The organism is Shewanella sp. AS16 (assembly GCF_021412365.1).
Taxonomy (GTDB): Bacteria; Pseudomonadota; Gammaproteobacteria; order Enterobacterales; family Shewanellaceae; genus Shewanella; species Shewanella salipaludis.
In genome coordinates, this window is sequence record NZ_JAKCLK010000002.1 from 785166 (window position 1) to 800186 (window position 15021).

Consider the following 15021-nt stretch of genomic DNA (forward strand, 5'->3'; position numbering starts at 1 on the left):
CTTTAGTACCAAGGAAGAAAAAAATCCACATACAAGGAAGATATTTATAAATCAATGACTCATCACACAAAATAAAAAAAACAATTATAAATCAACGTTATAAATTTGGTTTTACCTGTCGTAAATAAAACCCTCATTCTTTGTTGACTTTTTCACTCACAGACTTATCCACAGGCTGGGAGCTATTTTGCCGTGGCCGAAACCCAGCGTCTGTGGCATGCTAGCCCACCTCAGACCAATGCAAAACGAATACTGACTTATGCCGACAATTGCCAATAACCCACTCGTGCTGGTGGACGGTTCTTCTTATCTCTACCGTGCCTATTATGCGCCACCTCACCTGACAAATTCGAAGGGCGAAGCCACTGGGGCAGTCTATGGCGTGGTCAACATGCTCCGCAGCCTGCTCAACCGTTATCACCCTAGTCATATCGCAGTGGTATTCGATGCCAAGGGCAAGACCTTTCGCAACGACATGTACAGTGAATATAAGGCACATCGCCCCGCCATGCCCGACGATCTGCGTTCGCAGATCGAGCCATTGCATCGCATCATCAAGGCGCTGGGGCTACCCCTGGTATGTGTTCCCGGCGTCGAGGCCGACGATGTCATAGGCACCCTGGCCCGCAGTGCCAGCGCCGAGGGACGGGCGACCCTGATCAGCACAGGCGACAAGGACATGGCGCAGCTCGTCGATACCAATGTCACACTGATCAATACCATGACAGATACCATAATGGGGCCCGAGGAAGTGCAAACCAAGTTCGGTGTCGGACCGGATCTCATCATAGATCTGTTGGCACTGATGGGAGATAAGGCAGACAACATCCCGGGGCTTCCCGGTGTGGGCGAGAAAACCGCACTGGCCATGATCAATGGTGCAGGCAGTGTCAGTAAGTTGTTGGCCGAGCCAGACAAGGTCGCCGAGATGGGTTTCAGGGGCGCCAAGACAATGCCCACAAAAATCAAAGACAACGCCGAGATGCTCAAGTTGTCCTATGAACTTGCGACCATAAAGACGGATGTCGAACTCGAACTGGATTGGCATGAGTTGACAGTGCAGCCGGCGGACAGGGATGAGCTGATCAAGTCCTACGGTGAGATGGAATTCAAACGTTGGTTGGCCGAAGTGCTGGACAACAAGACGGACACCAAGACCCAGGCAGCAGATGCTGCCACGGCGCAAAGCCCAACCCCTACTGTCGCCATAGACACTCAGTACGACACCCTGCTGACGGAAGAAGAGCTGGATGCCTGGTTGGCCAAATTGCAACAGGCCGAGCTGGTCGCCGTCGACACTGAAACCACCAGCCTGAATTACATGGAGGCCGAACTGGTCGGCTTGTCTTTTGCCATCGAAGCAGGCAAAGCCGCCTATCTGCCTTTGGGTCATGATTATCCCGACGCCCCGGCACAACTGGACAGGAACCTGGCGCTGGAAAAATTACGCCCCTTCCTGGAAAATCCCGGAATTAAGAAAGTCGGCCAAAACATCAAGTACGACATGAGCATACTGGCCAACGCCGGAATAGCGCTGCAAGGCGTAGCGTTCGATACCATGTTGGAATCTTATGTGTTCAATTCGGTCGCCTCACGCCACGATATGGATGGCTTGTCACTCAAGTACCTGGGTCATAAGAATATCGGCTTCGAGGACATTGCCGGCAAGGGGGCCAAACAACTGACCTTCAATCAGATCCCACTGGAGACGGCGGCGCCTTATGCGGCCGAAGATGCGGACATCACCCTGAGGTTGCATCAGCACCTATGGCCGCGGCTGGCAAAAGAGCCGGAACTGGCCTACGTCTTCAGCGAACTCGAACTGCCACTGGTCAGCATACTGTCCGACATAGAAAGACGCGGTGTATTGATCGACAGCATGTTGCTCGGACAACAGAGCGGCGAGTTGGCACGCAAGATAGATGAGCTGGAACAAAAAGCCTACGAGATAGCCGGCGAGAGCTTCAACTTGGGCTCACCCAAACAGTTACAGGCACTGTTTTTCGACAAGCTGGGTTATCCCGTGCTCAAGAAGACCCCCAAGGGGGCACCCTCGACGGCGGAAGAGGTGCTGGTCGAGCTGGCGCTGGACTATCCCTTGCCCAAGATCATTCTCGAGCACCGCAGCCTGTCGAAGCTCAAGAGTACTTATACAGATAAACTGCCACTGATGGTCAATGCCAAGACGGGCCGGGTGCATACCAGCTACCATCAGGCCAATGCCGCCACCGGCCGTTTATCCTCCAGCGATCCCAACCTGCAGAACATTCCCATCCGCACCGAGGAAGGCCGTCGCATACGTCAGGCCTTCATAGCCCCGGCAGGCAAAGTCATACTCGCCGCGGATTACTCACAGATTGAGCTGCGCATCATGGCGCATCTGTCACAGGATGCCGGACTGCTCAGCGCCTTCGCCGCGGGCAAAGACATCCACAGGGCCACGGCAGCGGAAGTCTTCGGGGTGGATTTCGATTCGGTCACCACAGAACAGCGCCGCCGCGCCAAGGCAGTCAACTTCGGCCTCATCTATGGTATGTCGGCGTTTGGCCTGGCACGCCAGCTCGATATTCCCCGCAACGAAGCCCAGAGCTATATAGATACTTACTTCGCCCGTTATCCAGGAGTGCTCAAGTATATGGAAGAAACCCGGGCGAGCGCCGCCGAATTGGGCTATGTATCGACCCTGTTCGGTCGCAGGCTCTACCTGCCCGAGATCCGGGATCGCAATGCCATGCGCCGTCAGGCCGCCGAACGCGCGGCGATCAACGCCCCCATGCAAGGCACGGCCGCCGATATCATCAAGAAAGCCATGATCTTGATTGCCGATTGGATATCCCAGGATACCCAGGGCGAGATCGCCATGATAATGCAGGTACACGATGAACTTGTGTTCGAGGTCGATGCGGACAAGGCCGATGAGATTAAACTCAAAGTGTGCGAACTGATGGCAAAAGCCGCCAACTTGGACGTGGAGTTGCTGGCCGAGGCAGGCACGGGCAACAATTGGGACGAGGCACACTAGTCCCCAACAGCCCCGCCCGGGCAGTACAAAAACTCGCCAACCAGCCCTCGAGAGATCAGTTTTGAGGGCTAAGGTACTTAAAAGCGTCATTTCCCATGCAGAATAGGCCCTTAGCTGAAAGTTTCAGATCAAAAGCAGGCGATTTTTGCCGCATCTTTTGAGAGGAAATTCACACTATTATCGTTTTTTATGAAAAACAGTTTTTCATATTGTGATAAATGGGGTATTATTCTCGGCGTAGGGTACAGAGGTTAAGATGTTCTATCTTTCAAACCTTTATTTCACTTGATAGTGAGTAAGCCAAATTCTGGCGCCCCAGCAAGTATTTGCTGGGGCTTTTTTTATGCCCAAAATAATTTTTAGAGTAATTACTTTAATTGTGCCGAGACTTTAGGTATGCTGTCTGTATTGAGGGTCGTTAGAGCGATTTAGTGACACTTGAGTCTTGTTGAATTTAGCTTCTCCCCAAAAGAGCTAATTATTTTTTGCCGGTGACTCTGTCGTCGGCTTTTTTTTGTCTTAATTCAGCCAGATGAGGCAAGAGATGAGCGGGAGGGGACGTTCTACTATAACGGGCAAAGAAGGACGCCCGAACGGGCCGCCCTCTTGCCGGTGAAGCTCACTCTTCCAGACTGGCCTGATCTTCTTCTGTCAGCCACTGGGGGTGGCACCACTCATTGAGTATGTTCAATACCTTAGGCTTGCCCGTGCCCTTGAGCGATGAGAAAGGCTCCACCTGTACCCAGTCACCGAAGTCGGCCAAGGCCTTGCGCACTTCATTTACCGTCTTCATCTTGGCGCTCTGGGCCAGCTTGTCTGATTTGGTTAACAGGGCCAACACAGGGATCTCGCTGGCGACGGCCCATTCGATCATCTGCATGTCCAAGTCTTTCAACGGGTGGCGTATATCCATCAAGACCACCACGCCACTCAAACAGGCGCGCTTCTGCAAATATTCGCCCAAGGCTTGCTGCCACTTATGCTTCATCGCCAGCGGCACCTGGGCAAAGCCATAGCCGGGTAAATCCACCAGCCTGCGTTGCTCATCCAGTTCGAAGACGTTGATCAACTGGGTTCGCCCCGGGGTTTTACTGGTACGCGCTAAGCTCTTTTGTTCAGTCAAGGCATTGAGCGCGCTCGACTTTCCTGCATTTGAACGTCCTGCGAACGCAATTTCAATTCCCAGATCACCAGGGAGATATTGGTCCAGATGTGCAATGTCCGGTGCACTGATTAAAAACTTCGCCCTGCGAAAGTCGATCCGAGATTCAGTCACTGTTAACTCCAATTTTTTGCTACGCAATACCATAATTATTGAACAATGGCTTACTTTTCCACGTTTTCGTGTAAAATATTCACCGATCACATTGAATCTATTTTACCACGCTTGCGGGTCAGCCTAGTAAGCTCAGGACAATAATCTTAACAAGAAGTTGGAACGCCATGAAAAAGTTAGCTCTTGCGTTGTCTGTCGTCATCGCCACCTTATCTTCATCAGCTATGGCTGAAGGTAATGCTGAAGCGGGAAAAACCAAGGCGATCATGTGCTCTGCCTGTCACGGTATGGACGGCAACAGTATGATCGACATGTACCCGAAACTCGCTGGTCAACATGCCACTTACTTACAGAAACAGCTGCAAGATTTTCGTGCTGCAGCCCAGACTGGCGGTAAAGAAGGCCGTATGGATCCTATCATGGGTGGGATGGCGGTCGGACTGAAAGACCAAGATATTGAAGATATTGCCGCCTTCTTCTCCAGCCAGACTAAGCTGGTTGCCGACGTTAAAGACGTGCCCGTCCAGGGCGAACAGCTTTACAAGGGTGGTGATGTCAGTCGCGGTATCACAGCCTGTATGGCTTGTCATGGCCCAGAAGGCAAAGGCGCCGGGCTGGCCGGCTTCCCTGCGATTGGCGGTCAACATGCCAATTACATCAAGATCCAGCTGACCAAGTTCCGTAATGCCGGCCGTCATAACGATTTAAACGGTATGATGCAGGATATCGCCAAGAAGTTGAATGATGCGGATATCGAGGCATTATCCAAATATATATCAAGCATTAAGTAAAATTTTGCTTGCTTAAAAAGGGTGGTAATCCACCCTTTTTTACCCAAAAAAGTTTACGTTTACGTCAACTTACCACATTCTTGCTTGACATAGATCACAGATTTAGGTCTAATAGCGCCGTACCGGGATAAACCCATCTGTATGTACAAAAATAAGCATTCCAACATGCAGTTTTCGGTATATTTACATTTAAGATATAAGAATAAAGTCAAACAATAACAATAATATACTTAAGACCACTCACCAATAATAACAATGAGTCGTGATTTCAATTTGAAATCCAGGTCAGAACAACTTGTAAGGATTAGGCCGATAACGCCAACTGCTGCTTAGCACTGCCTTACATTTCAGGGAAACTCGCTCCATCAGGATGCAATTTGAATGATTCAAATTGTGGCATAGGAAGCTAACGCTTTGGATGCACTGGCCGGACGCTGGTTATCACTGGAAGATACTTAGCTCTGACATGGATTGTTCACTAAAGGTCACAGATGACGCCGAGATATGATGAGTCGCAAGACCATCTACGGAAACTGTTGTCAGGATGGCGACGGAATACTAATAAAGTGTCGGGACGACCACGAACTAAAGCGGCGCACGGAAAGCAGCAAAAAAAAGATGGATAATGACCGGGAAAGTCGCATAGCAAGTACGGATACTTGAACTCAGAATAAGGTGCATCAAGCACTGTTTATAAGGCGGCAGTCATACTGCCGCCTTTTTTCTACCTGCTATTTTAAGATAACGCCTGTAAGATCAACACGCTTCCTTATGCTCAGCCGCTTGTGCTGGTATACTCAACTATCCCATAGCAGCTCCGTACCACTCAATGCGTCGATGCCCCCTCTGTCACAGCCAAGATGCCGCTTTCTTCCACCAAGACAAGAAACGTGCCTTCTATGCCTGTGAACATTGCGGCTTGATCTTTGCCGATGCAGGTTCCCACCTGCCACCTGCGGCCGAAAAGCATAGATATGGACGCGCCAGGGCAAACGCCAAGCAACGGCAACTGGCACAGTTTATCCTGCCTTTGCTGTCACAACTGGCGCAGCAGCAGGCGGGACGGCTCAGGGGGCTGAATTTTGGCAGGGTGTTGGATGATGCCAGCCTGAGTAACCTGGAGGCCGCCGGACATACACTCAAGCAGTACGATCCCTTCTTCGCACCGGATCATGAGGCACTGCGCCAGCGCTATGACTTCGTCTGCAGTTACCGGGTCTTCGAACATTTCCAAGATCCCCTCAAGGAATGGTCACTGATCTCACGCCTGCTCAATCCCGGCGGCTGGCTGGCCATTAGTACCCCCTTGCTGACGGACTTAGCCGGCTTCGCCAAGTGGCATTACAAGAACAATCTGACCCATGTCAGCTTCTACCAGAGACGCACCTTCGAATTTCTGGCACAGAAAGGCGATTTTGCGCTATTATTTGCCGCAAAAGACCTCATTTTGATGCAAAAAACATCTGAGTCTGGTATAAATCGCGACCCTATTTAGTACCAGAGAGAGTGACTCACACTCAAGCTTTCTGGCCACACCTTGTAAACCAATTGAGAAAACCATGTCTCGTAGCAAGAAAACGCGCAAGGGCGGCGAGAACAGCCCTAAGTTGCAGCCCAGAACAAAGAAGCAAGACCGTACCAGCGTAATGGCCAAGCGCAAGGAGTCAGGCAACAAGTCCGGCAGTCGTCATAACGAGAGTCTGATCCAACAACAGGCTCCCCAGAGCGACCTGGCCAAGAAAAAAGATCCCCGTCATGGCAGCAAGAAGGCCGTGGTACTGGAATTGCCGGTCAACAAGGTCGAAGCAGCCAAGCCCAAGGCGAAACAGCCTAAGCTGAGCGACGAGCAGAAACTGCTCCAACTCGAAGACGATCCAAGATTGAACGGCTTGCTGGATATGCTCGAAGAAGGCCGGGATCTCAAGGATAGCGACCAAAAGTGGCTGGATCAGCAACTCAACAAGATAGAGGCCCTGATGCATAAGCTGGGGATCACGGATGGGGATGAACCCCAAGCCAAGCCCAAGAGCCTCTCGGATGACGACTTGCTGGAAAAATTTGAATCCGGCGCCGATTTGCTCAAAGATTACCAAGACAAAGACTAGTTCAGCGTTTGGAGCCGATGCCGGCCATGACAGCGGCATCGGAACCCTGCGTATATACGTCATCCCAGAAGGAGTCTCCTGTGTCCACGGCACTCATCATACTCGGCCTCATAGTCATAGTCGCACTGAGTGGTTACGCCACTTCACTCTTGCTCAGACTCAGACGACAGACCCACAGTCAGCGGGAGGCGGCCCTCCTCCGCAAGGCCGAAGCCGATGCCAAACGGGCCGGAGTACTGGACGACATTCGCTACATAGCCACCGCCATGGTGGAAGAGCGCTGTGAGATCTCCGAGGGTGTGGTGCGCATAGTCAAACTGTTCGAGGCCATCTCCTTGAGCGAAAGGGTCAGCCCGGATTATCCGACCTTATTCATGCACTTCGACCGCATCAAGGCACACCCTATAATGGAAGCCCGTCAGGCGCTGCCTAAGCAGGAAAGGATGAAGCTGGATCTGGCCAGAATGAAGTCCGAGGCCGAGCTCGAGGAAGGCATTCTCCATGATGCCCGCAAGCTGATGGATTACCGCCCCAAGGCCATGCACTAGCCAGTCCGCTCGCCTCTCCCCCTAGGTCGCGACTCCCAAGTCAAATTGCGGCCCACTGGGCACCCAGGGTGCGTTTTGCACCCTTTTGCCTGTCTAGATCAAAGTAATTAGTGGCTGCAAGCCCCATACTGACGTCGTTATTACTAGACTCGGGAGAAACGCCTTGCAGCAGCCAACACAAGATCATTGGGATAGTGCCATGATAGAGAAGTATAATTACAGCGGCCCCCGCTATACTTCCTACCCGACGGCGTTGGAATTCGACACAGGTTTCACCGAGCCCGACTTGCTGGCGGCGATCGAAAACAGTGAGACCAACAGACTCTCGCTCTATCTCCATATCCCCTTCTGCGCCAAGCTCTGCTACTACTGTGGTTGCAATAAGATCATCACCCGCCATGCCCATAAGGCGGAACAGTATCTGGCCTACCTGGCAACGGAAATCATAGAACGCGCGCCCCTGTTCAAAGACTATACAGTGACCCAGATGCATTGGGGTGGCGGCACTCCGACCTTCTTGCAGCCGGAACAGATACTGCAACTGACCACTTTGCTTAAGACCCATTTCAACTTCGCCGAGCAGGGGGAGTTTTCCATCGAAGTGGATCCGAGGGAAATAGAACTCGAGATGCTCGACACCCTCAAGCAGGCCGGCTTTAACCGTATCTCGGTTGGCGTGCAGGATTTCAATAAGGAAGTACAAAAGGCGGTCAACCGCGAGCAGGACGAGCAGTTTATCTTCGATCTGATCGCCAGGGCCAAGGCGTTGGGATTCGTGTCGACCAATGTGGATCTCATCTATGGCCTGCCACTGCAGACCCCTGAGAGCTTCGCCAAGACCATAGCCCGTACCATAGAGCTGTCGCCGGACCGACTGTCGGTATTCAACTATGCGCATCTGCCGTCGCGTTTCGCCGCCCAGCGCAAGATCAAGGAAGATGACTTGCCCTCCGCCAGGGCCAAGCTCGCCATGCTGCAACAGACGATCGACGCCTTAACCCAGGCCGGCTACCAATATATAGGCATGGATCACTTCGCCAAGCCGGAGGATGAACTCGCTGTGCTGCAACGCGAAGGCAAGCTGCACCGTAACTTCCAGGGATACACCACCCAGCCAGAGTGTGACCTATTGGGACTCGGAGTCTCCTCCATCAGCCAGATTGGCACCTGTTATGCCCAGAACCAGAAAGACATACAGGCCTATTATCAGTCGATAGATGCCAGCCGCCAGGCATTATGGCAAGGCTGCAGCCTGAGCCGGGATGATGAAATCCGCCGTCAGGTCATCAAGCAGTTGATCTGCCATTTCGAACTGGACATGGCCAAGGTAGACGAGGCCCTAGGGATCGACTTCGAAGACTACTTCGCCGAAGATCTCAAACTGCTGCAGACCTTCCTCGACGATCAACTGGTCAGCATCCAGGACAGAAAGATAAGCATCAATCCCACCGGGCGCCTGTTGATCCGCAACATCTGCATGTGTTTCGATGTTTATTTCCGCCAGAAGGCGCGCCAGCAGCAATTTTCCCGGGTGATTTAATTTCTCGGCAACATAAAAAAACCGGCAAGCATGCCGGTTTTTTTATGCAGACAGAACCAGGACATCAGGCCTTGGCGGCGTAGAGCGCCTTGCGTTCGCTGTCCGACAGGAAAGCCATCTCGACACCATTGCGCTGCAACTGTGCCAGCTCGCTGTCGCTGAAGCCCATCTCGGACTTGGCCACCCGATATTCATGGGCTATATCTATGTTGCTCACCCCGGGATCGTCTGTGTTGAGGCCGATAAGCACCCCGGCTTCCATGAAGGTACGCAGCGGATGAGTATCGTAGGAGGCCACGGTGGAGGTGTGCAGGTTGCTGGTCGGGCAGGACTCTATGCCGATCCTGTGCTTCGCCAGATACTCCATCAGCTTGGGATCATGCACAGCATTCACCCCATGACCTATACGGGTCGCCCCCAATTCCTGGATAGCCTGCCACATGCTCTGGGAGCCGGCAGCCTCACCCGCATGGGCCGTGATAGCCAAGCCGGCATCGCGCACCCGCTTGAAGTGATCATTGAACAACTCACCCGGGAAGCCCAGCTCGTCGCCGGCAAGATCCATGGCCACCAGATGATCTCTATGTGCCAGCAGACCATTCAGCTCCTGCATGCAGGCTTGCTGTCCGAAGGAGCGGGACAGTATGCCTATCAGCTTGACCTGGGCCTTATGGTCCTGCAAACCGGCACGCACACCGTCGATCACAGCCTCGACCACGCCTTCGATGGGCAGTTTATGATTCATCGCCATGTAATAAGGGCTGAAACGCAGCTCGGTATAATCCAGTCCGGAAAGAGCGGCATCGGCCACGTTTTCGTAGGCGACCCGCTTCACGGCATCGAGATCGGCGAGCACGGCCACCATCCAGTCCAGCTTCTTCAAGAAAGCCACCAGACTCGATTCTTTACCCTGAATTTGTACGAAAGGCGCCAAGCCGGCCAAGCTGTCGGCGGGTAAGGCAATGCCATGTTGGTGTCCTAAATCCCAAATCGTCTCGACCCGGACATTGCCGTCCAGATGACGATGCAGATCCACCAACGGAATGGATGTATCAATCATAATTAACCCCTTGTGAACTACCCTGCCAATGCTGTTGTTATTTGGTCCTGGGTGGAAGGCTAGTTTAACACGCATTCGCCGCCACTTTTTGGCCTGTGCCGATATTTATCTGAGGGGCGACGAGCCGGCCGAAATACATTTGGTCACATTTGCCCCGGCCCCATGGGCTGCCCTCTCGGCTGACGATAGGGCATAATCGGCCAGACTAGAATGAATAATAAAGGAAAATTGCATGTACAAGCCTCTCATGCCCCTGCTGCTGGCCGCTTCCCTGTGCGCCTGCCAAACTCTGCCCCCTGCCGACGCCGGCCAGGCCCCCTGCACTCAAATCCAACAACCAATAGCGCCTGGCTTGCAGGCGATCATCGACAGAGACTGGCAAATCCAGTTGCAGACCAGCCCCGACCTGGCCTACGGCCAAGGAGATGAGAGCGCCGCGGCTAAGCTGCCGGACTTATCTCCCGAGGCCCTGGCCGGCACCCATGAAGCGCGGAAACGCTTGCTCGACGAGCTCAAGCGACTGGATAAGACAGGCTTCAGCAAGGCCGACAAGATCAACGCCAAGATACTCCAGGATCAGCTGCAAAATAGCGTCGACCTGTACCAGTATAAGGATCACTACCTGCCGATCACCGCCGAGAGCGGCTTCCATGCCGAGATTGCCAACATAGCCACAGCGCGCTTCGCCACCATGGCGGATTATCAACACTATCAGGCTAAATTGCGCGCCCTGCCAGACTACTTCGCCCAGCAGACCCATTGGCTGCGCCAGGGGCTGGCCGCCGGCATCACGCCCCCCAAGGTCACCTTGAAAGGTTTCGAAGACAGCATCAGCGCCTTCATGGTACCTGTAGAGCAGAGCGGTTACTTCAAGCCCTTCACCCAGTATCCGAGTCACTTCAGCGCCGCCGAAAAGGCCCGGCTGACGGCGGAAGGGCGGCAGCTGGTACAGACGCTCGTCTTGCCCTTATACCGGCAGTTTTACGACTTCATGACCCAGGAGTACATTCCCAACGCCCGCACCGACATAGCCGCGTCCAGCCTGCCCGAGGGCGAGGCGTTTTACGCGAACCGGGTCCGTTACTACACCACCCTGGATATGACCCCAGAGCAAGTCCATCAACTTGGGTTAGCCGAAGTGCAGCGCATCCGCGCCGAAATGGATAAGGTCATTGCCAAGGTGGGCTTCAAGGGCAGCTTCGCCGAGTTTTTGCATTTCCTGCGTACCGATCCGCAATTTTACCCCACAAGTGCCGAGCAGCTGCTCAAGGAAGCCGCCTATATCGCCAAGAAGGCCGATGCCATGCTGCCCAAGTATTTCGGCCACCTGCCACGCATGCCCTATGGCATAGCGCCTGTGCCGGCGGAAATTGCCCCCAAATACACCACGGGGCGCTATTCGGGTTCCACCCGCGACGACGAGCCGGGGTATTACTGGGTCAACACCTATGCCCTGGATAAGCGGCCACTATACGAACTGGAGGCGCTGACACTGCACGAGGCGGTGCCGGGACACCATTTGCAAATCTCCCTCAATCAGGAGCTGGACGCCCTGCCGGATTTTCGCCGCTACGGTTATATCTCGGCCTTCGGCGAAGGTTGGGGCCTGTATTGCGAATATCTGGGGCTGGAGGCAGGCTTCTACCAGGACCCCTACAGCAACTTCGGCCGCCTGACCTATGAGATGTGGCGCGCCGCCCGTCTGGTGGTGGACACAGGCATGCATGCCAAGGGCTGGAGTCGGCAACAGGCGATAGACTTCATGGCCGGCAATACGGCACTGTCGATGCACAATGTCACCACGGAAATTGACCGCTACATCACTTGGCCGGGTCAGGCACTGTCCTACAAGATAGGCGAACTCACCATCAAGCGCCTGCGCCGACAGGCCGAAGCGGCCCTGGGGGAGAAGTTTGACCTGCGTAAGTTCCACGATGCGATTCTCGAGAACGGCTCTGTGCCCATGTCGATCCTCGAAGCCCAGATCTCAGACTTCATAGCGTCACAGCGCAAGTAGCCAAACTAAACGGCAAGCAGGCCTATCGCCTGCCTGCCCTAGGAATGTCAGATGAAGAAGAAAAAATAGGTGACCAGCAGGAAGGAGATCAGGGCGCCGGTCATGACAGGGTAGATCATATAGGCATCGTTGGCACGTCGCGCCCGGATACGGCAGAGGTGAGTTAGAAACACGTTATAAACCAGCAGCATAACTGAAATAATCGCGCCATAGCGAAAACTCAGCGACTGCATTTCTATGGCTGTAATGAGCAGCAGCACCCAATCGAGCAATATGAGATACAGGAAAAACTTCTGTAATTTGTCTGCGCCCCTGCGATGGAAAGCAACAGTCATAGCAAACCTCCTAGTCGGCCAGTTGCGGTCTGACACTGTGGATCAAGGCCAGCACCTTGGTAGTATCTGCATCCAACCAGCGTGCGCCAAAGAAATTGAGTCTTCCCTGAACCCTGTGAGTTCGGGTTACCTCGCACCAAAATTTACCCTGCTCGAACTCCAGACAGATATGCTGGCCGATCACCAAAGCCACGCTGCTCAGCAGACCGACACCACTGATACTGAGATCTTTCACACTGGCTGTGCCCAGTTGGCTGACAAGAAACCAGTTTGTCTTCAATATCTTGACTCTTATACCATCACAGGCGAGCGCCAGCGGCACTCTGGGGTTGAGCCTGAGACTGAACCTCTGGTGTTCACGTCTGTTGTCCTGCGGCTCGAGCTCCACCTCGGACACTGCCTGGCCGCCACTACCCGCTTCAAAATGAACAAATTCTTCATGCTTGCTCATGGTATCATTCATTGCTGCTGATATCTCATTCTGGGTTGATTCGCTGTGGCCCGCTGTTTCGCATCCTGCACCTGCACCCCGGCTTCCAGCACTTCTGCCGGCACCCCGACCATGTCGCGGATCAATTGCTCGGTCGATGACGTCAAGATCAAGACTTCGATGCGGCGGTTGGCGGCCGCGGCCGTATCTGCAGCCACATAGGGCACCTGGTCCGCCATCCCCGTCACCTGGATCACCTGCTGGCGTTTAACGCCGCCGTATTCCAGCACACGTCTGGCGAGCAGCGCACGTTTGCTGGACAGCTCCCAGTTGGTAAATAAGCTGCCGGCATAAGGGGCCGAGTCGGTATGACCGGAAATCACCATGCTGTTGTGTATCTTGCCAAGCACGGGCCCGAGGGCCAGCAGCAAGTCCTCGAAGTAGGGTTGCATCTGGGCACTGCCGCGGGTAAACATAAACTGGTCGACGTTGTCATGGATAAGGATGCGTATCCCCTGGGGAACCAGGGTCACGGCTATGTTATCGGCCATGCTGGAACTCTGCACCACGCGGTTCAGCTCGCGGGCCAGCACCGTCAGCTGCGCCTGAGTATCGAACTGCCCTGGGATCATGGCATTGGACTCAGGCCCCAAGCCTGCGTTCGCTTCCGCCTCCCCCACAGGCACATTATTGTAGAGCGCCGGGCCGGCGCGTTCGGCACCGCCGCCGGCGGCCGAGGGCAGCACGGCTTGCTGAATGGCCATGTTGCCTTCCAGGTCGATCAGGGAAGACGACTGGCTCAAGTCGAAGGGGTTCATGGCTCCTGTGGCATACATATCGCCACGCAAATATTGCACTATCCTGGTACGCTCTTCCTGATCGGCAATCTGCATGATCCACAACACCATGAAGAGCGCCATCATGGCCAAGGTAAAGTCGGCAAACGCCACCTTCCAGGCCCCGCCGTGGACCGTATTGCGCTTCTCCCGCCGGCGCCGCTTGATGATGACAGGCTCATTTCTATGGAGCATCGGCTTTTTGCTCCTCCATCCAACGCTCCAGCTCGATGAACGACGGTCGGTTCTCACTCTGGATCTGCTTGCGGCCGGCGTCTATGGCCATCATGGGCGGCTTGCCCTTGGCAAAGGCAGTGAGCATGGCGGCCACGCATCTCAGCTGAGCGGATTTACGCTCGACCAGATGCTCCAGCGCCTTGGACATGGGATCGAAGAAACAGTAACAGGCGAAGATACCGACGAAGGTCCCCACCAGTGCCGCTGCCACCTTGACCCCTATCATGGTGATGGGACCGTCTATGTTGGACATGGTGATGATGATCCCCAGCACGGCAGCCAAGATACCGAATCCCGGCATGGCTTCGCCCACCTTGCTGAATGCCTCCGAGGGTCTGAGTCTGTCTTCCTCGATGCGGTGGATCTCCTCTTCGAGCATGTGCTCGAGATCATGGGGTGAGATCTTGCCTATGGATTGGATACGTAAGTTATCTATCAGAAACAACAGCACATTCGAATGCTTGAGTACCGCCGGATACATGAGAAACAGCGAACTGTCCTGGGGATTCTCTATGTGCTCATCGAGCACCTTCAGCCCCTGGACCTGGATCTTGGCCATCAACACGCCCATCAGGGCGAATAGCTGAGGATACAATTCGGGATCTTCCTGTTCCCGGCTGAAGAGCTCTCTCACCTGGGTCAACATCTCCAGCAGCACCGGCTTGGGGTTGGCTATGACGATAGCACCTACACCCGCGCCAAAAATAATCAAAATCTCGGCCGGTTGCCACATGGATGCCAAGGCGCCACCGGCCCAGACATACCCCCCGAATACCGACATGAAAATAATTATCAAGCCTATTAATTTGCTCATTGCGCTCCCG

Annotated in this window: 13 protein-coding genes; 7 read left to right on the forward strand and 6 right to left on the reverse strand. The window is 54.0% G+C overall.

All coding sequences use genetic code 11. The features are described from left to right. Positions 1-259 precede the first annotated feature (259 nt). Complete coding sequence (gene polA, locus LZP73_RS08220; RefSeq protein WP_234234097.1) at positions 260-3022, forward strand: DNA polymerase I; 2763 nt, start codon at positions 260-262, stop codon at positions 3020-3022. Positions 3023-3641: 619 nt separating this feature from the next. On the opposite strand, the gene yihA is transcribed toward polA, so the two are convergent. Then, complete coding sequence (gene yihA / locus LZP73_RS08225; RefSeq protein ID WP_234234099.1) at positions 3642-4298, reverse strand: ribosome biogenesis GTP-binding protein YihA/YsxC; 657 nt, start codon at positions 4296-4298, stop codon at positions 3642-3644. A 167-nt stretch (positions 4299-4465) separates the two neighbouring features. On the opposite strand from yihA, the gene LZP73_RS08230 reads away from it, so the two are divergent. The 5 genes from LZP73_RS08230 to hemN all read left to right on the forward strand — a co-directional run bounded on the left by LZP73_RS08230 (position 4466) and on the right by hemN (position 9282). Then, positions 4466-5089 carry a c-type cytochrome gene (locus LZP73_RS08230; protein ID WP_234234101.1) on the forward strand — a complete coding sequence of 208 codons (624 nt, stop codon included), beginning with the start codon at positions 4466-4468 and terminating at the stop codon, positions 5087-5089. Positions 5090-5918: 829 nt separating this feature from the next. Then, positions 5919-6584, forward strand: coding sequence for a class I SAM-dependent methyltransferase (locus tag LZP73_RS08235; protein ID WP_234234103.1), 666 nt, complete (start codon positions 5919-5921; stop codon positions 6582-6584). A gap of 64 nt (positions 6585-6648) precedes the next feature. Beyond that, entirely contained in the window at positions 6649-7194 is a 546-nt protein-coding gene (gene yihI, locus LZP73_RS08240; RefSeq protein ID WP_234234106.1) for a Der GTPase-activating protein YihI, read from the forward strand. Between the two features lie 80 nt (positions 7195-7274). Then, positions 7275-7742, forward strand: coding sequence for a DUF2489 domain-containing protein (locus tag LZP73_RS08245; RefSeq protein ID WP_234234107.1), 468 nt, complete (start codon positions 7275-7277; stop codon positions 7740-7742). A 163-nt stretch (positions 7743-7905) separates the two neighbouring features. Then, positions 7906-9282, forward strand: a complete 1377-nt coding sequence (gene hemN, locus LZP73_RS08250; RefSeq protein WP_267960102.1) for an oxygen-independent coproporphyrinogen III oxidase — start codon at positions 7906-7908, stop codon at positions 9280-9282. Between the two features lie 64 nt (positions 9283-9346). Here the strand turns inward: hemN and add are convergent, their stop codons facing one another. Beyond that, positions 9347-10342 (reverse strand): adenosine deaminase, encoded by a 996-nt coding sequence (gene add, locus LZP73_RS08255; protein WP_234234109.1) that lies wholly within the window; start codon positions 10340-10342, stop codon positions 9347-9349. 232 nt (positions 10343-10574) lie between these two features. Between add and LZP73_RS08260 the strand changes: the two genes are divergently transcribed. Continuing rightward, the gene (locus LZP73_RS08260; protein WP_234234111.1) at positions 10575-12359 is read left to right on the forward strand and encodes a DUF885 domain-containing protein; all 1785 of its coding nucleotides are present in this window, start codon (positions 10575-10577) and stop codon (positions 12357-12359) included. Positions 12360-12406: 47 nt separating this feature from the next. Here the strand turns inward: LZP73_RS08260 and LZP73_RS08265 are convergent, their stop codons facing one another. Genes LZP73_RS08265 through motA form a run of 4 tightly spaced genes read right to left on the reverse strand, consistent with a single transcriptional unit; the run spans position 12407 to position 15011 of the window. After that, positions 12407-12694 (reverse strand): hypothetical protein, encoded by a 288-nt coding sequence (locus LZP73_RS08265; RefSeq protein WP_234234113.1) that lies wholly within the window; start codon positions 12692-12694, stop codon positions 12407-12409. Between the two features lie 10 nt (positions 12695-12704). Next, the gene (locus LZP73_RS08270; protein WP_169565445.1) at positions 12705-13145 is read right to left on the reverse strand and encodes a pilus assembly protein PilZ; all 441 of its coding nucleotides are present in this window, start codon (positions 13143-13145) and stop codon (positions 12705-12707) included. A gap of 8 nt (positions 13146-13153) precedes the next feature. Continuing rightward, positions 13154-14155: a flagellar motor protein MotB gene (locus tag LZP73_RS08275; protein ID WP_234234115.1), complete on the reverse strand. Its 1002-nt coding sequence runs from the start codon at positions 14153-14155 to the stop codon at positions 13154-13156. Next, positions 14145-15011 (reverse strand): flagellar motor stator protein MotA, encoded by an 867-nt coding sequence (gene motA / locus LZP73_RS08280; protein ID WP_234234118.1) that lies wholly within the window; start codon positions 15009-15011, stop codon positions 14145-14147. The genes LZP73_RS08275 and motA overlap by 11 nt, the downstream gene beginning before the upstream one ends. Between the last annotated feature and the right edge of the window lie 10 nt (positions 15012-15021).